Source organism: Bradyrhizobium sp. F1.13.3 (genome assembly GCF_040548265.1).
GTDB lineage: Bacteria > Pseudomonadota > Alphaproteobacteria > Rhizobiales > Xanthobacteraceae > Bradyrhizobium.
In genome coordinates this window covers 17,228-36,326 of sequence record NZ_JBEPRI010000011.1, presented here as the reverse complement: position 1 = coordinate 36,326, position 19,099 = coordinate 17,228, and the positions used below count along the sequence as shown (strand labels likewise).

Annotated in this window: 16 protein-coding genes, 3 pseudogenes and 1 other annotated feature; of the genes and pseudogenes, 13 read left to right on the top strand and 6 right to left on the bottom strand. The window is 58.7% G+C overall.

What is annotated here, in order from left to right:
* Nucleotides 1-85: 85 nt before the first annotated feature.
* The 3 genes and pseudogenes from ABIB66_RS26785 to ABIB66_RS43650 form a co-directional block, all read left to right on the top strand.
* The gene (locus ABIB66_RS26785) at nucleotides 86-1,003 is read left to right on the top strand and encodes a metallophosphoesterase (RefSeq protein WP_354256171.1); all 918 of its coding nucleotides are present in this window, start codon (nucleotides 86-88) and stop codon (nucleotides 1,001-1,003) included.
* 56 nt (nucleotides 1,004-1,059) lie between these two features.
* Nucleotides 1,060-1,248, top strand: a complete 189-nt coding sequence (locus ABIB66_RS26780; protein WP_354063124.1) for a type II toxin-antitoxin system VapB family antitoxin — start codon at nucleotides 1,060-1,062, stop codon at nucleotides 1,246-1,248.
* Nucleotides 1,249-1,269: 21 nt separating this feature from the next.
* Nucleotides 1,270-1,350, top strand: a pseudogene (locus ABIB66_RS43650) (acyl-CoA thioester hydrolase); the annotation flags it as partial.
* Here ABIB66_RS43650 and ABIB66_RS26775 read toward each other — a convergent pair.
* Nucleotides 1,329-2,975: a recombinase family protein gene (locus tag ABIB66_RS26775; RefSeq protein WP_275174267.1), complete on the bottom strand. Its 1,647-nt coding sequence runs from the start codon at nucleotides 2,973-2,975 to the stop codon at nucleotides 1,329-1,331. The pseudogene ABIB66_RS43650 and the gene ABIB66_RS26775 sit on opposite strands and share 22 nt — an antisense overlap.
* Nucleotides 2,953-3,174 carry a hypothetical protein gene (locus tag ABIB66_RS26770; protein ID WP_275174266.1) on the bottom strand — a complete coding sequence of 74 codons (222 nt, stop codon included), beginning with the start codon at nucleotides 3,172-3,174 and terminating at the stop codon, nucleotides 2,953-2,955. Before ABIB66_RS26770 ends, ABIB66_RS26775 begins: the two co-directional genes overlap by 23 nt.
* Before the next feature lie 887 nt (nucleotides 3,175-4,061).
* On the opposite strand from ABIB66_RS26770, the gene ybgC reads away from it, so the two are divergent.
* The 6 genes and pseudogenes from ybgC (at nucleotide 4,062) to ABIB66_RS26740 (ending at nucleotide 9,246) form a co-directional block, all read left to right on the top strand.
* On the top strand, nucleotides 4,062-4,505 hold the full coding sequence (gene ybgC, locus ABIB66_RS26765; RefSeq protein ID WP_275174265.1) for a tol-pal system-associated acyl-CoA thioesterase: 444 nt from the start codon (nucleotides 4,062-4,064) through the stop codon (nucleotides 4,503-4,505).
* A gap of 144 nt (nucleotides 4,506-4,649) precedes the next feature.
* Nucleotides 4,650-4,814 carry a hypothetical protein gene (locus ABIB66_RS26760; protein WP_354256167.1) on the top strand — a complete coding sequence of 55 codons (165 nt, stop codon included), beginning with the start codon at nucleotides 4,650-4,652 and terminating at the stop codon, nucleotides 4,812-4,814.
* Nucleotides 4,815-4,973: 159 nt separating this feature from the next.
* Entirely contained in the window at nucleotides 4,974-5,174 is a 201-nt protein-coding gene (locus ABIB66_RS26755; RefSeq protein WP_057848204.1) for a hypothetical protein, read from the top strand.
* Nucleotides 5,175-7,513: 2,339 nt separating this feature from the next.
* Nucleotides 7,514-7,736 (top strand): annotated as a pseudogene (locus ABIB66_RS26750) (hypothetical protein).
* Nucleotides 7,737-7,753: 17 nt separating this feature from the next.
* Nucleotides 7,754-8,176, top strand: a complete 423-nt coding sequence (locus ABIB66_RS26745; protein WP_275174264.1) for a hypothetical protein — start codon at nucleotides 7,754-7,756, stop codon at nucleotides 8,174-8,176.
* A 665-nt stretch (nucleotides 8,177-8,841) separates the two neighbouring features.
* A complete protein-coding gene (locus ABIB66_RS26740; protein WP_275174263.1) occupies nucleotides 8,842-9,246 on the top strand; it encodes a hypothetical protein in 405 nt (134 codons plus the stop codon).
* A 158-nt stretch (nucleotides 9,247-9,404) separates the two neighbouring features.
* Here the strand turns inward: ABIB66_RS26740 and ABIB66_RS26735 are convergent, their stop codons facing one another.
* Together ABIB66_RS26735 and ABIB66_RS26730 are read right to left on the bottom strand one after the other, a co-directional pair.
* Nucleotides 9,405-9,626 carry a hypothetical protein gene (locus tag ABIB66_RS26735; RefSeq protein ID WP_275174261.1) on the bottom strand — a complete coding sequence of 74 codons (222 nt, stop codon included), beginning with the start codon at nucleotides 9,624-9,626 and terminating at the stop codon, nucleotides 9,405-9,407.
* Between the two features lie 2 nt (nucleotides 9,627-9,628).
* Nucleotides 9,629-9,862, bottom strand: coding sequence for a hypothetical protein (locus ABIB66_RS26730; RefSeq protein WP_275174259.1), 234 nt, complete (start codon nucleotides 9,860-9,862; stop codon nucleotides 9,629-9,631).
* A 201-nt stretch (nucleotides 9,863-10,063) separates the two neighbouring features.
* Here ABIB66_RS26730 and ABIB66_RS26725 point away from each other — a divergent pair, with 201 nt between their 5' ends.
* The 4 genes and pseudogenes from ABIB66_RS26725 to ABIB66_RS26710 all read left to right on the top strand — a co-directional run bounded on the left by ABIB66_RS26725 (nucleotide 10,064) and on the right by ABIB66_RS26710 (nucleotide 14,427).
* A complete protein-coding gene (locus ABIB66_RS26725) occupies nucleotides 10,064-10,333 on the top strand; it encodes a hypothetical protein (protein ID WP_143273042.1) in 270 nt (89 codons plus the stop codon).
* 417 nt (nucleotides 10,334-10,750) lie between these two features.
* Nucleotides 10,751-10,930: a hypothetical protein gene (locus tag ABIB66_RS26720; protein WP_275174255.1), complete on the top strand. Its 180-nt coding sequence runs from the start codon at nucleotides 10,751-10,753 to the stop codon at nucleotides 10,928-10,930.
* A gap of 1,000 nt (nucleotides 10,931-11,930) precedes the next feature.
* Nucleotides 11,931-13,148 (top strand): Fic family protein, encoded by a 1,218-nt coding sequence (locus ABIB66_RS26715; RefSeq protein ID WP_275174253.1) that lies wholly within the window; start codon nucleotides 11,931-11,933, stop codon nucleotides 13,146-13,148.
* A gap of 109 nt (nucleotides 13,149-13,257) precedes the next feature.
* A pseudogene (locus tag ABIB66_RS26710) lies at nucleotides 13,258-14,427 on the top strand (IS3 family transposase).
* Nucleotides 13,485-13,598, top strand: a sequence feature (AL1L pseudoknot). Its footprint overlaps the pseudogene before it by 114 nt.
* 1,591 nt (nucleotides 14,428-16,018) lie before the next feature.
* Here ABIB66_RS26710 and ABIB66_RS26705 read toward each other — a convergent pair.
* Together ABIB66_RS26705 and ABIB66_RS26700 are read right to left on the bottom strand one after the other, a co-directional pair.
* Nucleotides 16,019-16,687 carry a hypothetical protein gene (locus tag ABIB66_RS26705; protein WP_275174251.1) on the bottom strand — a complete coding sequence of 223 codons (669 nt, stop codon included), beginning with the start codon at nucleotides 16,685-16,687 and terminating at the stop codon, nucleotides 16,019-16,021.
* 11 nt (nucleotides 16,688-16,698) lie between these two features.
* Nucleotides 16,699-18,480 carry a hypothetical protein gene (locus ABIB66_RS26700; protein ID WP_275174249.1) on the bottom strand — a complete coding sequence of 594 codons (1,782 nt, stop codon included), beginning with the start codon at nucleotides 18,478-18,480 and terminating at the stop codon, nucleotides 16,699-16,701.
* Nucleotides 18,481-19,099: the final 619 nt, after the last annotated feature.

The window sequence follows — 19,099 nt, the reverse complement described above, 5'->3', positions numbered from 1 at the left end:
ATCTCGTGCAGATGGTCTGCACAAACGCACCCCATTTCCGCTCCAATAGGGTCGCATCAAGAAGCCGCATCACGATCGGGCTGCCATGATCACGCGCCGTCATTTCTTCCGTTCCATCGGCGGCCTGTCCGCCCTCGGCGTCTCGACCGCGGCCTATGGCGTCGGCGTCGAGCCGATGCTTCGGCTTCGGGTCACCCGCTATCATCCGACGCCGCGGCAATGGCCGGCGGATTTCCCGCTGAAGATCGCCGTGATCGCCGACATCCATGCCTGCGATCCCTGGATGTCGCTGGAGCGGATCGAGGCCATCGTCGATCGCACCAACGCGCTGAACGCGGATATCATCGTGCTGCTCGGCGACTATGTCGCCGGCCTGCACCAGGTCACGCGCATCATTCCGGCGAACGAATGGGCCAAGGTGCTGGCCGGCCTGAAAGCGCCGCTCGGCGTCCATGCCGTCATGGGCAATCACGATTATTGGGACGACAGGACCGTGCAGCGGGTCGGGCACGGGCCGACGGTCGCGCATCGCGCGCTGGAGGCGGCCGGTATTCCCGTCTACGAGAACGACGTCATGCGGCTCGCGAAGGATGGCCGCGCATTCTGGCTCGCCGGGCTCGGCGATCAGCTCGCCTTTCTGCCGGCGCGACGCTTCCGGAGCACGGGGCGCTTTGGCGCCGACGATCTCGACGCGACGCTTGCCAAGGTCACCGACGATGCGCCGATCATCCTGCTCGCGCATGAGCCCAATATCGCGCCGCGCGTGCCCGCCCGCGTCGCGTTGCAACTGTCCGGGCACACCCATGGCGGTCAGGTCCGTCTGCTCGGCTGGTCGCCGGCGGTTCCGCCGCAGCACGGCCTCCGGCTCGCCTATGGTCATGTCCGGCTGAAATGCGACGTCATCATCTCCGGCGGCCTCGGTTGCAGCATCATGCCGCTCCGCGTCGGCGTGCCGCCTGAGATCGTCGAAGTGACGCTGGGGCGGGGGGCCGTGGTGTCCTGACGACGGGGCGTGAAAACTACGTCAGATGATGCTACATCTGATGTGGAGGAGCGCTCATGATTGCCACGATTTCAATTGACGATGAGCTTTTCGCAAAGGCACGGCAGTTTACCGGCCTTGGAGAGTCATCTGCCGTCATCGAGCAGGTATTGAGGGCGTTCGTCCAGATGGAAGCTAGACGCCGTCTTGCGCGCGCAGGAGGGACTCAATCTGATGCGCATGCGCCGCCACGTCGTCGCCCCTGATATTCCATGAGTAGTAGCTTCATGTCTCATCTCGACGGCGAGATTCGCGACGGCCGCCACCACATGCAGGTCCGCGTCTACTACGAGGACACGGATTTCTCAGACTGGACGTTGTCGTAACAGCTCAACGTGCTGATGTTCCCTGTTTTGGGACAGTTTTCTGGGAAAAGCTGCGGGCTGAAAAGGGCTGCGGCGTTCAAGTACGGGGTGTACTCGTAGGGCATCCGCTTGCGCGCCGGATGCACTATAATGCAGTTGAGCAGGTTGCGGAAAGCGACACGAGTCTCGATCGCCTTCGGATTTGTCTTGAGCGCGGTGACCAGTCTCTTTGCCTCCGAACAATATCGGTCACCAAACCTCGGATGATCGAACGGGATCACGTTTTCGCCACCGTTGCCGAGCAACCGCAGGCGCTCCTCGAGAGTTTCCCGCTCCGCGTCACATTCATCTATCCGCTTGACTAACTCATCCGGCTTGCGACGGCTGTTCGCGATCGCATATGACAAGCGTTCGATCTCAGTGTTCAGCACATGGCACCGACGCTCTAGGTTAGAGCGTTCGCTGGTCTTTTGCGGATTGCTCTTCTGCTCCTCCTTCCAGGCACGCATCGCCTCTTCAATGGCTTTCGGAGAAAGCAATCTTACTTCCATTTTTTCCGCAACATCCTTCAGTAGAACGTCCATATCAAAGCTGCGGGTATGCTCGCAGGTGCTTCGCTGATGCGCGTTGGCGCATGCGGCGCGTGGTCCGCCATTCCGGGAGGACTGAGCGATTCGCATATGGCCATAGCAAACGCCGCACCGAAGGACTCCTGCAAGCGGATGCTCGTTGTTGCGCGGGACCACGGGTCGGCGCCGCGGCTTGCCGGTCGGTCCGAACAGGTGGATAGCGCGCTCACTGCGAACCTTCTGCGCTCTATCCCAGAGCGTTTCGGGAACGATCCGCAGCTCGGCGTTTTTGACGATGATGTGGCGTTCTTCAGGATTGCGGCGCTTCTGCTTCTTCTGCGTTTCCGGATTGAGAATTGTTGAGCGAACATTCCAATGTATTTCGCCGATATACAGTTCGTTGCCGATAATGCCGCGACCATGGCGGCCGCCAGTGATGCACTGATGATTCCAGGTGGTACGACCAGCCTTGTTCTTATGACGAGTGGCCCCAGGCGTGGGCACGCGTTCGCGGGTAAGATCGGCGGCGATATCTCGCGTTGAACGGCCCGACGTATACTCGATGAAGATACGGCGCACGATCTTCGCTTCGCTCTCATCGATCATCCGCTCGCCAGGCGCGCCCGGCCTTGGCCGATAACCATAGGCGTATGAGCCGGGAATTCTTCCGTTGCTGACAGCGTTATCGTGCCCGCGCCGAACCTTGTCGGCGAGCTGTGGCTTGTAGATCGTATTGTAGAGACTTGCGATGCTGATGTCAGTCGCCGTCGCATAAACGCCTTTCTGATCCATCAGCTCAACGCGGTTGAACTCAAACACCTGCTTGAGCCGCTGGATTGTGGCGGGGTCGCGCGACAAGCGGTCGAAATGCTCGACGATGATCACGTCGAAGTCTTGCTTTCGCACACCTTCGAGCAAACGCTGATAGCCATCGCGCTTGTCTTCGGTAAGGCCAGACTTTGCAGCGTCGACAAATTCACCAACGACATCGAGGCTATTGCGTGCGGCGACCTTCCGGCAGAGTAATAGCTGACCATCAATCGAGGTCACTTTTTGCATGTCGCTCGAGTAGCGGGCGTATATCGCGGCCCTCTTTTTTTGTGATCGTGTCGCCATCCCGTTCCCCTATCGACTGCCCCGCAACGCCTTGTTCATCCCGCGCAAGCTGCCGTCCAATGGCACGCGCCAGCTCAAGCCAAATTTCCTCATTGTTGGGATTGTCCCAACTTTGCAGGTGAGAAGGATCAAGCGGTCGCATGATCGCCTTTTGGCCCCGAGGCGACCGGATTCGGATAGGCATTACAGCGAAGCCTTCACAAGCTACCGTAAATTTCTAGCGCGCGCTATGAATAGGCGGCTGGGATCACGTGCGGCGTTCGCATGCTCCGTTCGGAGGCTCGATCGAAGCCCCTGCATTCGGCTTTCGCCTGATGCGGATCGCCATCCGGCAGCAGCCTCAGTCGGCAAGCGCCATGACCTGACAAGAGTCACGACAGGGCGACGGATGACTTTTGCTCCCGCAGCGCTCATGGAAGTCTCAATTGGCAATGGCGAGCCTATTCATGTTGACTGTTGCAGCCGTGAATGAAAATGAGATTCTTCGAATGTACGGCGCGAGCGCGTCGCTGCGAAGCTAATCGTAAGCCGGCGGGAATTTGCTAAGCAAAGCGGAGTAGAAATACTTGTGTCTGAGGGTGCGAGACATCCGATTGATCCGGTTCATCGGCATGACGATGCCGTTTTCGCAGTCATTACACGACGAACGTCATTGAATGGGACGCAAGGCACGTCGGAGTCGCACCGACCCGCTGGCCTGCGACTCTGGGGCCGGATGGATCTAACTGCTCGCGCTCCTGCGACGCGAATCCGATGCCAACTCCTGGCAACCATCGGAGCCGTCATCTGCACCGCTGCGGGAGACGACGCCAAAGCAGCTGACTGCTATTGGACCTGCCCTAACCTTCCAGATATCATATCGAACAACGTACCAGCACTGCGGGCGAGAACCCCTTCGGCGCTTGCCCGCCCGATGCGCACAGCGCGAACGAGAGGGCGCTGCAATGCCCAAGATTTTGATGATTGCTTGGAAAAGAGCGTCCGTGCAAGAGAACGAGTTCTCGAAAACCCAACAAGGGAAATCGCACTGTGACAGCCTCTCTTGACGGCGAAATTCGCGATGGACGCCATCAGATGCAGGTCCGCGTCTATTTCGAAGATACGGATTCCGGCCAAATTGTGTATCACGCAAATTTTTTACGCTTCATGGAACGCGGCAGGACGAATTACTTGCGCCTGCTCGGAACGAGTCAGCACGCGCTGCTCCAAGAGGCGCGGAACGATGCGCCCGGCTTTGCCTTTGTCGTCCGGTCGATGACAATCGATTTTCTAAGGCCGGCAGTCTTGGACGACGTGCTTGACGTCGTTACTCTCCCGCAAGAGGTGAGAGGCGCGTCAATTACGTTACTGCAGGAATGCAGGCGCGCAGAGGATCTCTTGGTCACGGCGCGTGTACGTGTGGCGTTTATCTCATGCGGAAAAGCGCAGCGTATCCCGAAGGCGCTGCGGCTTGCTATAGAAGGGCATAAATGAAATCTGCTCGCAATTCAAGCCTTGGCCGTCCGGCGACAAACGAAGAGGTGCGTCGCGCCGCGGATCGGAGGCGCATAACTTCTGTGCGCTGTAGCGTGCAAATCGGACAGACCGGATGCGCTGTGGGCAAGCTCGCAGCACGCCGTGCCCGTGCTCACTTGGCCCGTGTGCAAAGAAAAGACGAAGGTCGGCGTGAAGGCGCGCCAGCGCCCGGGCCTTTCCAAACGTCTGGATGCCGCGCTCGCCGTGGAGAATTTGGCAGCACCGGTGGTCATACCCGCCGCCAGCACCGCATTAATGCGTGCTTGAACTTCGGGCACATACCGAATCTCTCCGGCATCAAATCGCCGGCAAAACTTACATCTGAGCGAGTTCACGCATCGGACCAGCGGATCGGGTCAACTGATGGAGAGTTGCGCCTCAATGTAGCTGTGCTAGTACGCCCACTTTCGAATCGAGGAGCTAAGAGTGGCGAAGAAGGCAAAGAAGACGGCTACGAAGAAGAAACCTGTGCGTCGTGAATACACGAAGGCTGACGTGAAGGAGCTGCGCGCTCATTCGAAAGCGAAGACTCCGGTTGCGAAAATTGCGAAGCTCACAAAGCGCTCCGAAGGCTCACTCCGCCAAAAGGCGCTCAAGCTTGGAATCCGGCTCGGTCACCAGCGCTAGAAGGCGCACCATGACGCGCTTCAATAGAGTGTTCTCGACCAGAACGTTGTTGCAGATCATCTGCGTTCTTGTCGCTGTTGTCACAATGAAGTTGTTGGGCGCTCATTATGACTTCAGCTGGGCAGCCGCAGGTTGCGGTTGACAAGAACACCTTGGCAGGCTGAGCAGAAAAGAAGTGCGCCTAGTGGCGAGCTATCACGCGGCGTTCAACCGTACGAAGTAACGGCGCCTTCAGAACCGCAGGGCGAAGGGGACCAGTCAAAAATCTAGTGCGGGCGCCTCACAACGCTGCCACAAGGCAAAAGACCGATTGTACAGCCGCGCACGACTATTCATGGTACGCCTCGGAACACTACTTACTTGAAATGAGCCGCTCTTCAATCCTTAAATAGGGTTGCAAGCTTAGATCGCGAGCTATTCGTTATCAACATCCGGGTTCGATACAGGTGCTTCACTGATTGGGGACGGAGAGGCCCGTCGCCTCAATTGTAATCAGTCGCCCGCTTTCGGCTGCTGGACGGGTGAGCCGCGCAACGCGCCGCACTCCGTCCCATTCTACGTCGGATCTGCTTCGAGAAACTTCTCCGCTCGGTGCCTTGCTCCATCATCGCCCGCACGTTCCAATTCGTAGATGGCGACTGCCGCTCCGGACAAATCTACCGCGTACGCCACGTAGCGCATCAACGACACTCAGCCCGGCGGAATGCTAGGATGAAAGGACGCAATTCTGACTCGGAGCGGCTGGGCCTCAGATGGTTCTCCTGGAGAACGGCGCCCTGATCTATTCGTGTACCAACGGCTGTCGTCGCCGTTGTGGCAGGGCTATCAACGATGCCGACCAGCTCCTGCCAGCATTCGTCTTACTCGCGGGGATGGAGACGCAAGCCTTGCTTCCAAAGGATGTTAGCTTTCATGATGGCTCGCAATCCGCACATCGACGTCGCGCGGGCGAGCCCATCCAGCCCAATGTTCGGGTTGCGACCTAGCGTCGTCTTCAAACCGCTCTTGATCTGCCGCTCAATTTGGCACGCCGTCTCCTGACGATTGTTCTCGCTTCTACATCTCGGACTCTGTTTCGAAGCTTCTCGACTTCTCTAAGCTCCGCCAGCATCGTTTGCAGACGTTCACGCAGAACCGCACAATTATAAACTTGACGAATACTGGACATTACCCGCCCCTAATTTTGTGAAGTAGTCGGCGAAAAACGAGAGAAGGTCGAATAATCGCTAGGCCGAAGCTCAGTGAGCTAGAGCCGAAACCGCCAGATGCTCCCAGTACTCTGCCTCTGCGAGCAGCTTCCAGCTTCTCTCGGGATCACGCACGGCGGCTTGTCGGCACAGCAACGCCATCGCGCGAAAGCGGCGCATAGCTTCCATCGAAAAACTCCCTGCTTCTGCCCAACCTTATTTTTTATTATTGCGGTGGAGTCATCATGATTACTGGGCATAACTAAATTTGTCGTTCAGCGCAGCGAGTTAAGTTCCGCCAGAGGGTCAAAGCGGAACTATTTTCGCTTTAGGCCTCACGTCAGTTTCGAATGCTACTCTGTGCAGCCTGTCGCGCGCGCAGCTAATGGCGCCAGATGGTGAGGAGTTAGGGGCACTATGGAAGAAGCGCGACCTTAAACGACGGTGATCCGGCGATCTTACCTCGGGCGTTGGCTCCTTTTGCTTTCAGGGCGATCTCCACGTGCTTTCCCGAAACCCCGTTTTCGTTTGTCGGCGCGCGGCAACGGGTGAGTAGCTGGCCACCAACTAGGTCAGGTTCGCGCTCCTATCGCTAGCCAACGCGACCCCATATGTTGTGGGGTGATTAAGTCTTGATCGATTTTTTGAGAACTCTGCACATTTAACCGCGCTTCCGGTGGGGAGCTTTGTTCATGCAAATCGATTTGAGGTGCGCCGCGCGCAGCCCGGCGAGTGACGCTGAGGTGGCTGAGGTGGAGGCCTGCTCCTCCGATCTTACACCTGCGAGCAAACCCGCCGCCGCGAACGACAACACCGAAAACACGCACTGGCCGCTCATTCCATTTCCTGACGGCTGGTACGCGACGTCTTGAAACGATCCAGATCAGTGCCTTGGGCGCGGGTCGCTCCGCAGTAGATCGACCGTTCAGCCGTCCCCGTTTTGGCGGCGGTGTCGCCGCGGCCCCTTCCGTTCGCGCCTACCGCTCCGGCGGCCTTCGCCCGTCCGTGCCGGCTCAGGTGGCGGCGGATCAGGTTTTTTTTATTTCAAGCGTCGCCAGAAGAACTGCCAAGGCGTGCCGAACTTAGGAACACTTTTCAGTGCTGCGAGGTTTGTTTCCTTCATCAGAGCCCTAGGCCTTGGGAGTTCTTTCCATGGCTACCCAGATCGTTCTGGACCACGCAGGCGACAGCAGACATTTCTTTGAACAAACTGATCCGAAGGGCCTCGCCGAGGCTGAACGGCGATTTAAGCGGCTCACGGATCAGGGATTTACCGCCGCCACGCGGAAGGCGGGCAGTGAACTAGAGGTCACACGGATCGTTTGATCCCACCGCGGATGAGACGCTATTCTATCCGCGTCTCGTCGGCGGCTAAGCTATCGCGATGCGACGATGTTTCTGTTCAGACGCAGTGAGGCTAACAGTGCGCGCTTCCGTGCCCTCCGTGAGCTTTATCGGAGCGTCACCGAGCAAAACGGCCCGGAAGCGCGTTCGCGGCGCCTGCTGCGGGATTGGTTATCTCCAGAGCAGCGCGCGCAATTCGATGCCAACAACTATTTCGAAGTCGCCGGTTCTCACACCGGCAGGCGATATCGAGTTCAATATGGTACCCTGAGCAATGTTGTAGAGCTCGACGCATCAGGGCAGCCCGCGATCGGCTGGTGTTTCGTTCCCGAACATGCCCTGGCGGCTGGCGATGTGATGCTCGCCCAGAAGATCGCGCTCGAAACCGACGAAGCCGCAGTGCTCGCGCTTGCCCACCGGTTTACTCCGAGACTGCCATCTCTGCCCCGGGTAGTGCGGCGTGCTTACTAGGTCGCCCATGGGCGGGGCCGCCGACGGGGGACGGCGGCCCCTCGCCGCGAAGGCGCCAATACGCGAAAGGAGGACGACTTCGCGACTGCATCCAGCATCTGCGCAGGGCCGGATCGGCGCAAGAACGTGCGTGCGTTAGTGTTACTTGGGCCGCGGCTTCGTGGATCGGCCTCGTGAGACCATTTCGTCAACAGTTCGCAGCATCCGAGCAAATTCAGACTGAAGATGTCGAGCGTGCGCCGCATCTTTTGGCTCTGAGAGAAAAGCAATCTTCACGAGGAAGCGGTTCAATCGCGATGTGACGAGAAGATTGTCTGAGTGCTGCGAGCGCAAGTTCGTGATCTGTCGTCGCATCTCAACGAGATCGAACGGGTCACCGTCGGGCTTATTTGCCAAATGAAGCTCATAGCGTTGCAACGGATAAACGAAGCCGCCGCGTCGAGTATCTTGGCGCGACGGCCGCGCCATGGTGGACCCGGACGGCGCAATGTCCGGCGCAGAGAGGCTAGCGCTCAGCAGCCCCGGTGCAATCGAAACCGCGGATTAAGCTTGATGCCCTTGCTGGAAGTTAATTCGGGAACCGAGAAGCCGCGACGGAAGGTCTGAAGGTACTGACCCAGTGAATGCCCAATGAAGGGTGACTGAACAAGAGCTGCGAAACCTCGATGCGCTGCTATATCTTCACGCTCGACGACTGCGGTAGCACGCTGAACGCGCACGAAATCGACTGCAATAACGCCGAAGAGGCTCTACAGCTAGGCTCTGCCGCGGTGGCGAACGACCCAGTCGAGGTTTGGTGCGGTCCTCGGCGTCTCGCCCGCTTTGAGCCGGAGCGGAGGCAGGACCGGCCGCTTTCGCGTTTGGGCGAGCGCTTGATCGTAGCCGAGCGCTATCTTCGCGAAGGGGAGCAACTCATCAGTCAGCAAGAGAGGGTCATCGCCCACCTCAAGCGCGAGGGGCGCGATCTCGCTCTCGCGTTTTCCATCCTCGATGCCCTGATTGAGACCCAGAAGGCTCATTTGCAAGAGCGGGATTTGCTCGCAGCCGAAGTGGCAAAGCGGTCTGAATAGTGGGGCTAGCGCAGCCACAGATCACGATGGGTCCGGGCCAATTCTCGGGTTCTCGACCGCTAGCGGTTCCGTTCACGATCCGCGAGGTAGCGCCGAACGCGATCTATTGGAGACCGCGCCAATAGAGGCAGTGTCGCAGGTGGCGATCGCGCGCCATCCTACTGTTCAGGATTTCCGATATCGAAGGCGCCGAGACGATATTCTTCGCCAGCTGACTGCTCATCCGCCGTTTTCGTGACCAGAGTAAACGTCGCGTCCGGATAGCGTGCCCACACATCGAGGTCGTCAGGCGTGACGGTGAGATATCCGAAAAAGCACTTGTATCGACCCGGCTCCGTCACTCGGCCGATTTTGTCCCAATTGATCTTGTTAACGCGCATCGCTAGCTCCACTCGTTCTCAGGGAGCGAACCGGGCGGAGGTTTAAGTTCTTTGAGGCCAGCTTCGATCACAGCCAGTTCGTCTTGGATCGCCCTTACTGCGTTTTCGGGGTTGATGCCTGATACAGCTTGCAGTTCAGCGAGCACCTTGCACCGATGCGCCAGCAACTCCGTCAGCGCGCGACGGTCCCGCACCTTGACGTAGCTAGCGACGATCAATTCCATGGATTTCGACATGTTTCGTCGTTTCCCACCGGTTTGCGCCTATCGGGCGCGGCTAAGTTCTGCCAGGCCGGCTCCCGTCAAACGATATTCGACACCTTTGCCGGTTGAGCGTCGCTCCATCCATCCGTTTCGTAGAAGGGCGAGCTTTGTTCCGGGGTGATCGGTAAGCTTCGAAGAAGACACCCAATCGCGGTCACGAAGAGGATCGAGCATTTGCCGGTGATGCTGATTGAAAAGGGGCCTGCGCCTTTCCTCCTGACCGATGTCTTGACCTATCGCTTCAAGCGGGTGTTCGGCTTCCATGGCCGTTTGTTGCCATCGCATGGTTTACGATCAGTTACAAATCAGGAACAACCGGCAATCTTTTCTAAATGGTTCATGGATATTGTTCTGCGGCATGGATCACGAGGGTGCATCTGCTTGGCTCGTTCCGGCTCTCAGGCGAAGCTACGCTCGACTGGCAGCGTGGATGACGCGCGGTAATCGCGTGCCAGACCACAGCCGCTTGCCGGCGCCGCCGCGCTCGGAACAGCCAACTCGGTTTCCCGACCCACCGCGCCGCCCGGCGCCGCCGCGTATCTAGGCGTTTGGGGCGTCGCGCATGACGAACGATGGCACATCGACGCGTCCGTGGCTGCCGGACGAAGAGGCGGAATTGCTCTCGCTCTTTGGCGCAGGCGCCACAGCTCAGGAGGTCGGCCGCCGGCTGGGCCGCACTCGCCAAGCGGTTTACGCTCGCTTGCAGCGCTTTCAAAAACAGCGTGGGCGAGCGAGTAGGAAGTGTGGGAAAATCTTTGCTCAGTTACTAGAGTGATCGACGGCGGCGGTCGACTATAAGGTGGCAAGGTCACATCCGCAGCGGATTAAGTAGCGCCGATCCGATCGCATTGAGGTCGACAAATGACCAGCCCAACTGATGACGAATTATGCGCCGCGGTCACCGCCGCCATTGAGCAGTGGAAGAGTTCGCGCCAGCTTCCTTATCTGTCGCCCAGCGATTGCCAGACACTGAACAAGTTGATCATCACCGGACTTCAAACCGTTCTGTTCCAGCGTGCGAAGGCCTTCGACAAGCGCTAAATTGGACAGCTTGATCAAATCCGGAGGTTCGTCTTTCGTCCGCAGTCCGTTCCTGCTTGTTGGAAAGGACTTTTGGAAAGACTTTTCCGGACGTTCTGGCTTGACAGTACGGATTATGGCGGTCGTAGGCAGGTAAGCGTTGGCCTCATGACCGACGCGTCCACACACCCGCCTCTGGGGCTCCGCCGCGGTGTTTGCGAGCGGCGCTCACCAACGAAATGGCCGGCGGGCATCACTGCCGCCGGCCATCGCTTCGCGCTACCGTGGCTGGGGGGCTAATCGGCAGCGCTTACCGCAAGCCTGCCGAAGGCGGATTAACAAATCTTTAACCAATTCGGGCAGGCTCTGGCTATTTCGCGGGCAATAGCGGGGCGGTGTGCCGGGCGGCTCTGCGTTGAACCGTTCAGCCCTTTCGCCGCCGTATGGCTACATCCACCATCACGCCTCCGCATGCCTGGCAGCCCACCGTCGCGCCAGCAAGAGCTACGGTAGCTTGTTCATCTGTGTCTTTGAGCGCACCCCCATAGCATCGGTGCGCTGCTGCCGCTAATTTCGCCGCATCCCGTTCGGGGCGCGGTTGCACCGCAGGCGCACGCAGCGCCGTCAGCTCATAGACCTCGTCGGCCAGCCGCATCCAATCGTCGCCTGCCACGAGCCGGGGTAGCGGCGGGCCCTGACATCGGCAGGAAGGGTTGTCCAGGACGGCTCGCTAGTAAGCGGTGGCATCTCGTCTCTGGCCGACCGGCGCGATTGGGGCAGAGTTCTGCCTACGGCCGCCTTGGCGGCCAGCCTCTCCGTCTGTTCAGGAGCGTGGATAGGGCGCTGCGCGGCTTTGCCAGTGGCCACTCGTGGCGCGGAACATATGGGGAACAATGAGGCTAACGGAACTTCGGCGTACTTCGAAAACCTACATTCGCGACCTTGAGATCGCAGCATGATATGGCTTTTTTCTGGAACCCTAATTATAAATAGGAAATCTGGTGCCTAACTTTGGCTTTTCATGAAGCGCAGCGATCTCAGCCACACCATCCGGGAAACCCTGAAGCGATTGCCGCCGCCGTACGATTCTCACTACGGTATCGTCCCGCCGGCCCCACCCGAGGAAGGAGTGTCGGTAGCCGGGTCTGTAAAGGCTTTGGACGCCGCCCAAGCGGCCTTCGGCAAGGTAGATGCCGTCGCCGCCCACATGAAAGACCCTTACATCGTCAGCCGCGTCCTGACCAGACGTGAAGCGGTGAGTTCGTCATCGATCGAAGGTACCCAAAGCACCCTCGACGAACTGCTGTCGGTCGAGGAGACGGGGGACGACGGCGCCAGGGATGAAGCGCGTCAAGTACGCAACTACGCCGTGGCGCTCGATGGCTTCATTCCACTCGCTGCCAAGGACGGTTACGGCGTCTTCACGATGGATCTGATCAAAGATCTCCATAGCGCCGTGATGAAGGATGATCCGGACTACAAGGATGTTCCCGGCGACCTTCGCACGCGTGTCGTATGGATCGGCGGAAATAAGGACATCGCATATTCGAGTTTGAATCCTCCGCCTCCCGACGACGTCCCCGGCTGCTTAGCTCAGACCGTCGACTTTCTGCGGAACGAGGGAATGCAGCAAATGACTCAAGGGTTCATCACGCGCATGGCGATAGCGCACACTCATTTCGAAGCGGTCCATCCCTTCCGCGATGGCAATGGCCGTGTCGGTCGTCTCCTCCTACCGCTCATGATGGCGGCCGAGAAGCACGTGCCGCTGTACCTGTCGCCATATATCGAGAGTAAAAAGGATACGTACTACGCTTCGCTCAAGGATGCCCAACAACGGCTGGACTGGCAGCCGATCATCACCTTCATGGCCGACGCCGTCACCGGCACGGTTGACGAACTCATCCAGACCCGTGCGGCGCTGTCCGAATTATCCGATGTCTGGAGAGAACGCCGCAAATTCCGCAAAGGGTCGGCGGCTGCGCGCGCTCTCGACGAACTTCACAACTATCCGGTCGTGACCGCCAAGCGGCTCGGCGAACTGCTGGACATCAGTCCTCCGCAGGTCCATCAAGCGATCGCTCAACTGCAAGAAGCGGGCATTCTGGAAGAGCGTACCGGCTATTCGCGCAACCGCGTGTATGCCGCCACAGAAGCGCTCGGTATCATCAATCGCCCGTTCGGCGAAGAGCCCCTGCTCCCCGATCAGGTGGATAACCGACCACCGCAAACAGGGTGACCAGTATTGAACCGCCCCGGGTTTGCCGGAGGCTCCAACTCCTGAGAGGATGGAGCCGTGACAAGCAAGACGAAAGTTTTCGCCTGAGGTCCGGGATCGCGCGGTTCGGATTGTTCTGGATCACGCCAGCGGGCACCCTTCGCGCTGGGCGGCGGTGACATCGATTGCGGCCAAGGTCGGCTGCACACCGCAAACGCTTCATGACTGGGTCAAGAAGGCCGAGATCGACAGCGGGCAGCGGACCGGTGTCCCGACTGAGATGGCCGAGAAGCTGAAGGCCCTGGAACGGGAGAACCGTGAGCTTCGACAGGCCAACGAGATCCTGCGCAAGGCGAGCGCTTATTTGCGATGGCGGAGCTCCACCGCCGGTCCCACGATGATCGCCTTTATTGACGATCATCGTGGGGCGCATGGGTCGAGCCGATCTGCAAGGTGTTGCCGATCGCCCCTCGACCTACCACGCCCATGTGGCCAAACGGCGCGATCCGGCCAAGCGGTCGGCGCGCGCCAGGCAGGACGGCGCGCTGAAGATCGAGGTTCGGCGCGTCTTCGATCAAAACTTCTCCGTCTACGGCGTGCGCAAGGTCTGGCGCCAGCTCAAGCGCGAAGGCTTCGATGTTGCCCGTTGCACGGTGTCGCGACTGATGCGGGACATGGGTTTGCAAGGGGTTACCCGCGGCAAACCGGTCAAGACCACGATCAGCGACAAGGCCGCGCCATGCCCGCTGGATCACGTCAACCGCCAGTTGAAGGCTCCAAGGCCGAACGTTCTCTGGCTCTCCGACTTCACTTATGTCGCAACCTGGACCGGCTTTGTCTACGTCGCCTTTGTGATCGATGCCTATGCCCGCAGGATCGTCGGCTGGCGGGCCTCGCGCACGGCGCATGCAGGCTTCGTGCTCGATGCGCTGGAGCAGGCACTACATGATCGACGGCCGGTCCATCGTGGCGGGCTCGTGCACCACAGCGACAGGGGTAAGCCAATACGTATCCATTAAGTACACCGAGCGCCTGGCTGAGGCCGGCGTCGAGCCTTCTGTCGGCAGTGTCGGAGATTCCTACGACAACGTCTCGCCGAAACCCTCAACGGTCTCTACAAGGCCAAGGTGATCCATCGGCGCGGGCCATGGCGCAGCTTCGAGGCCGTCGAGTTCGCCACTCTCGAATGGTCGACTGGTTCAACAACCGACGGCTCCTGGAGCCCATCGGAAACATCCCGCCGGACGAAGCCGAGCAACGCTACTACGCCATGCTGGAACAACCGGCCATGGCAGCTTAACTTAACCAAATGGCCTCCGGCAAACCCGGGACGGTTCAATCGGCAAGGTGACGTAGCTTTCATTCCAGCTTTGACGAGAATCTGAAGAACGAGATCCTCATCTATTCCGGGGGTGAGATCGACCGCGGTGGTATTAAAGATCGTACCCCAGGTTCGATCGCTTAGGAGAAAAGTGCGAACTTTCTCGCCCAATGCAAACCAAGCAGTGGTCCACTTCCATTCAGGTGTCGGAGTGATCACCAATGTTTTGTGATACTGCGTGTCATCAGTGTACGCTCCGAATGTAGCGAGATCGTAAGGGATTAGCTTTCTAGCTGCCCTCATCACGCCGAGAACCAGCTCTTCTGGTTCGTAGCCAGGTACACTGAGGACTTCCTGTAACTCCGCCCGTACGAGCTCTTCCGCCATCGGCACAATAGTAATGATTGCGCCCGAGCGGCTTTCCTCAGTGTCGAAAGCAGGCGCAACCGTTATCCGAAGCGGAGTAATCTGTCCGCTGGTCGATACGAGTGCTGCCTTCTCCTTGCGACCGTCCGGCGATTTGAACCAATCCTCAAAAACGGTGTGGCGTTGTGCGACGTCGCAGCTGGCAAACAAAGAGCTGCGTGTTGACCCGCTATTCTGTTCTGCTACCCCTATCAACTGTTCGCTCGCTGGTTTGCAAAAGCGATTGCGCCTTCTGGGTCGAGACGTAGGAGGCGACCGTGAAGAGCATCAAATCGCGCTTCCTCCTCTTTTACGCCGAGAAGGAGTGCGTATGATCCTGTCCTGCCAAACTCATCAGGTAGAGGGCCGATCTCTCCTCGAAGTTGCCCCGATGTAGATCTAATCGAAAAGTCTGCTGTTTATGCACGGCCAAGTGAACTAGTTCACATGGATATCAGGCAGCTGCTTAGCCGCGTGCAGAGAAGGTCAGCCGCGCTGCCAATTCTGGGCTGCCGATACAATTGCAAACGCCTTTGGAGATGCGTGAACTGGACTGAATTCTCTTTCCCGACTGCGGCGGCCACGAACGGATCGGATCTCGGGCGCAATAGCTCAGCCGCGTTCCAGACGCGTGCGACCCGCGCGGATGAAGCCCTCGCCAATTTGTGAGCGAGGCGGTCGCGAGGGTGCAATGAGGAAAACGCATCGCCGGCTTTTACGTTGTGGTGCTCAAGCGTGCCGCGGATCGAGAGCGATCTCTAGACCAATCGCGAAGGCATAGTAGTAGGTCGGCGAGGGGTCTAGTTCGGCCGCTGACCGACATCTTCCATACCAAGGCATACGCAAATGCAGCCGATTTTGACCGAAAATTGTGCGAATGGCTGGCCGACGCCCGAAGCTCGCGGCGCATCATGTAGCCGAAGATTGTGGAGTAGGGTCGGCGATGGCGCACAGCAGGCGCTCCCGTCGGCGTCTTTATCGAGCTTGAATGGGCTGTGGATGCTCGCAATCACAAAATCGAAAGTCGCCAGCACATCGTCCAGATAGTCGAGCGCACCATTTACCAGGATGGGTAAGCAACGTTTCTGGACTGGTATGACCACTCAGTTTAGCAGGGGCACTTAAAGATCTGCGTTCATCCCGATCTTCACCCAGGCATGTCGCTTTATCGCTTAGCTCGACGCTTCACCTGCATCTGCTCGTTGCCGCAATCGGCTCCATGAGTCGCCGCTAGCGTCGCCTTGCGTTCATTGCTCATCAGCCTCACCGAGATCTGCATGGTATTTGGGTCCCATCCTTGCTGGCAGTAGATGCTGACGCAGTACTTCAAATCGGGCTCTTCCGAATAGTTGCTCTTGAAATGGACCTGATAAAATGAGTGGTGTGTGTCCTTGATGATCTTGAAGTAGGAGAATTGATAACTGCCCTGCGACGGAGCTTTAGCGGCCTCGCGTGCTGCCGCATTCAAGCCAGCCCTGACACAGCTAAAAGTCCTGGCATTTAGGTCGCTGAGGCCGTCACCCGCGGGTGCGGTGTTCTCAAGGGGAGCAGATTGCCGCTGTGGCGCCGGTGTATTCTGTACCGCCTCGTCCCCAGTCTGTCCGTGGGACGCGGTGCTCCAGGCGACCAGCGCCAGCACCGCGGTTCTCATGACGTTTTTCAAACCGCATCCAGCGAATGTGGTCTTGAAAGGTGCCCGCACTCCATCCGCCTCTTGCTGATGCAAGCAGATCTGCGGTTTCGTCGTGGATTCAACGGCCTGGTGGGCAACGCATTGCATCGCGACGGTTCCCTTCTCTTTCCCGCCGGCCCGTATGTTCACGACGAGGCGCAACGGTCGATGCGTCAGAGGCCGTACTGAACGACCTTATTGCTGAATGTGCCAACGTAGACCTTCCCGTTCGCCACCACCGGCGTGGAATACTTTGCGAAGAGTCCTAACTCGCCGGGTTGGCTGTGAAAAAGCTGCTTCAGTTTGCCATTGGCAGCCGGGGTCGCGTTGTACGCGACGAGAGCGCCGGGGACGACTTTGGAGTTCGCGTCCCCGAGCACCGGGTACGTGCCCCAGACGACGCCGGTCCCGGGATCCGAGCCGTTTGATGAGATGACGAGGCGTCCGCCGGGCATTCCGGGATCATTTCCGGATGCTACCTGCGTGCCTTGGGCGCTGAAGGATGTGATGCGCTTCGTTGTGAAATTGTAGTTGTAGGCCTTGAGGCGCTCATTCTCGCCCCATACAAACACGATCCCGCTGTTTGCCCCTTCCATGTACACAGGGGTTCCGTGGATATGATAGCTCTTCCCGTTAGGTGTTTGCGCGGGAAGATTGCGTTCGAGTTTGATGATCGGCCAGTTTGGATCGGTCGTCGTGGTCGTCGGAAGGCCTGCCGGTCCGTTTGGCGCATTCGGCAGGTACGTCGCGACGAACGGGAGGTTGAAGTGGGGATTCCACGTGTTCTTTCCGAGATTGTCCTTATTGAGGTTGTAGAGGACGCCGTCCTTACCACCGCCGATCAGGTTGCCTCGCGCGGGAATGAGGACGACACCGGCGGAGCCAAGGTCCTGATCTTGAGCTGCCTGACGGTCCGGAGGCGCGGCTCTGTCGCGGCGCTGAAAATCGCTGAACGCACCCCAGTAGTCGACAACATCGAGGGTCGGCTTGCCGTTGTTTACGTCGGCGATGCCGGGGGTATACCGAAGTTTCACGAAGCTCTCGGCGAAATTGCCGGCCATCGATCCGGGATCCATCCCGTTGCCAGTGGAGAGGTAAATATCTGTGCCGTCGATCGCCGGCCCGGAGCCCGACATCCACACGCCGCCGGCGCCTCCTCCGGGGGTGACGTTCCAAATCCCCGGCGTCGGTTTGAACCCAGGGTCGCGATTGAGGCCGCGCACGTCATAAGCAACGACGAATCCGTGTCCTGGCCCATTCGGGTTCTCACCATTGATCGAGAACGAGATCACCACGGCGCGATTGCCACCAGGGTCGGTCAACAACCCCAAGCCCGCGCGCATCTTCTGGTATGGCGTCGTGAAGCCGTTCGCGATCCCACCCCCGCCGTTGTCAGCATTTCCGGCAATGAGCACTGGCGGGTTCTTGTCCGCCAGGCTAGTTGCGTCAAGTGTCCAGAGCATATTGTTACGTTCGATGTTCTGGCTGGCCTCGTTTGGCTTGCCAAACGTGGTCACATAAATGGTGTTCGTTGCCACCTCGATCACAGGGGTCGCCGTTATTCCCCAATGGCGATACATATTGTGGAGGTCCATGCCCATGCCCTGCGGGTTGGCGATATCGGCGGGGTCGAACGGTGGGGCAAGTTGGCGTTTGACGAGTTCGGCGCCGGTGTTGACGTCGAAGACATAGGCCGTGTTCGTCATCGTGAACACATAGAGCTTGTCACCGACGACAAGCGGGGACACGTCAATCTTTTCGTCAACGGGAAATTCGCGAATTTTCTTGAGCCTAGGCACGTTAGCGGGCTTCAAAACCGTTTCGGACCTGTTCCAGCCCTGGCGGGTGTTGTCGACGCCGACAGTCCAGATATCGACAGCCTGGGCGGACGATGCCACCACAAGGGCAGGCACCACGAGCAACGAAAGCGCGCTCCGGTAGGATAAATAGTTCATGATGTTGGCTCCGGTGCAGGGTAGACACAAACCGCGTCACGGACGCACGACCCGCAGCTTGCATCCTGCGGCAATATTGCTCTCATTTGGGCCGCCTGGCGACCACTCAGCTCCGCCTGTGCGCCTAATAGGCCGAGTGTACCGGCACCCAGCTAGTGAGCCAAGCTCGCGCTCGGCGGCTTGCTCTCTGTAGCTGTAAGCAGGCTGTCGCCTTGCTCGAACGCTAAAGTCCTCTGAAGCGTTTTCCCAACGCATGAGTAAGCGCACATGTTTTTTCCAATACGACATCGTTTGCAGTGACGTTTGGCGCAACGGTCCGGAAACAAGAGATAGTCGCTCCTCGACAATGCCATCCGATCAGGAAATGCGAGGCGGGGCTGGACAGTGCTGAGAGAATGTCTGCTACTCGATCATTATAATTTGGCTGCGACGCGAACCAGCGCAAATGCAGCCCCTCCAATCTCCTGAGATACATCGGCATAAGTCGCAAGACGGAGCGTGCAATGTCGGTATGAGGCATATGGAAGAGCGAATTGCTCGGGCCTTGAATCCTGCATGGAAGGTGCTACCGTCAACCACTGCGAGCAATGCTACAATATTTAATCTTGGGTAAGAGCGG

Coding starts and splice junctions, on each gene's coding strand:
- ABIB66_RS26730 (WP_275174259.1), bottom strand. CDS start 9,862: ATGTCGAAATCCATGGAATTGATCGTCGCTAGCTACGTCAAGGTGCGG.
- ABIB66_RS26740 (WP_275174263.1), top strand. CDS start 8,842: ATGCGCTGCTATATCTTCACGCTCGACGACTGCGGTAGCACGCTGAAC.
- ABIB66_RS26720 (WP_275174255.1), top strand. CDS start 10,751: ATGACCAGCCCAACTGATGACGAATTATGCGCCGCGGTCACCGCCGCC.
- ABIB66_RS26700 (WP_275174249.1), bottom strand. CDS start 18,480: ATGAACTATTTATCCTACCGGAGCGCGCTTTCGTTGCTCGTGGTGCCT.
- ABIB66_RS26770 (WP_275174266.1), bottom strand. CDS start 3,174: ATGCGACCGCTTGATCCTTCTCACCTGCAAAGTTGGGACAATCCCAAC.
- ABIB66_RS26745 (WP_275174264.1), top strand. CDS start 7,754: ATGTTTCTGTTCAGACGCAGTGAGGCTAACAGTGCGCGCTTCCGTGCC.
- ABIB66_RS26780 (WP_354063124.1), top strand. CDS start 1,060: ATGATTGCCACGATTTCAATTGACGATGAGCTTTTCGCAAAGGCACGG.
- ABIB66_RS26735 (WP_275174261.1), bottom strand. CDS start 9,626: ATGCGCGTTAACAAGATCAATTGGGACAAAATCGGCCGAGTGACGGAG.
- ABIB66_RS26715 (WP_275174253.1), top strand. CDS start 11,931: ATGAAGCGCAGCGATCTCAGCCACACCATCCGGGAAACCCTGAAGCGA.
- ABIB66_RS26785 (WP_354256171.1), top strand. CDS start 86: ATGATCACGCGCCGTCATTTCTTCCGTTCCATCGGCGGCCTGTCCGCC.
- ABIB66_RS26775 (WP_275174267.1), bottom strand. CDS start 2,975: ATGCAAAAAGTGACCTCGATTGATGGTCAGCTATTACTCTGCCGGAAG.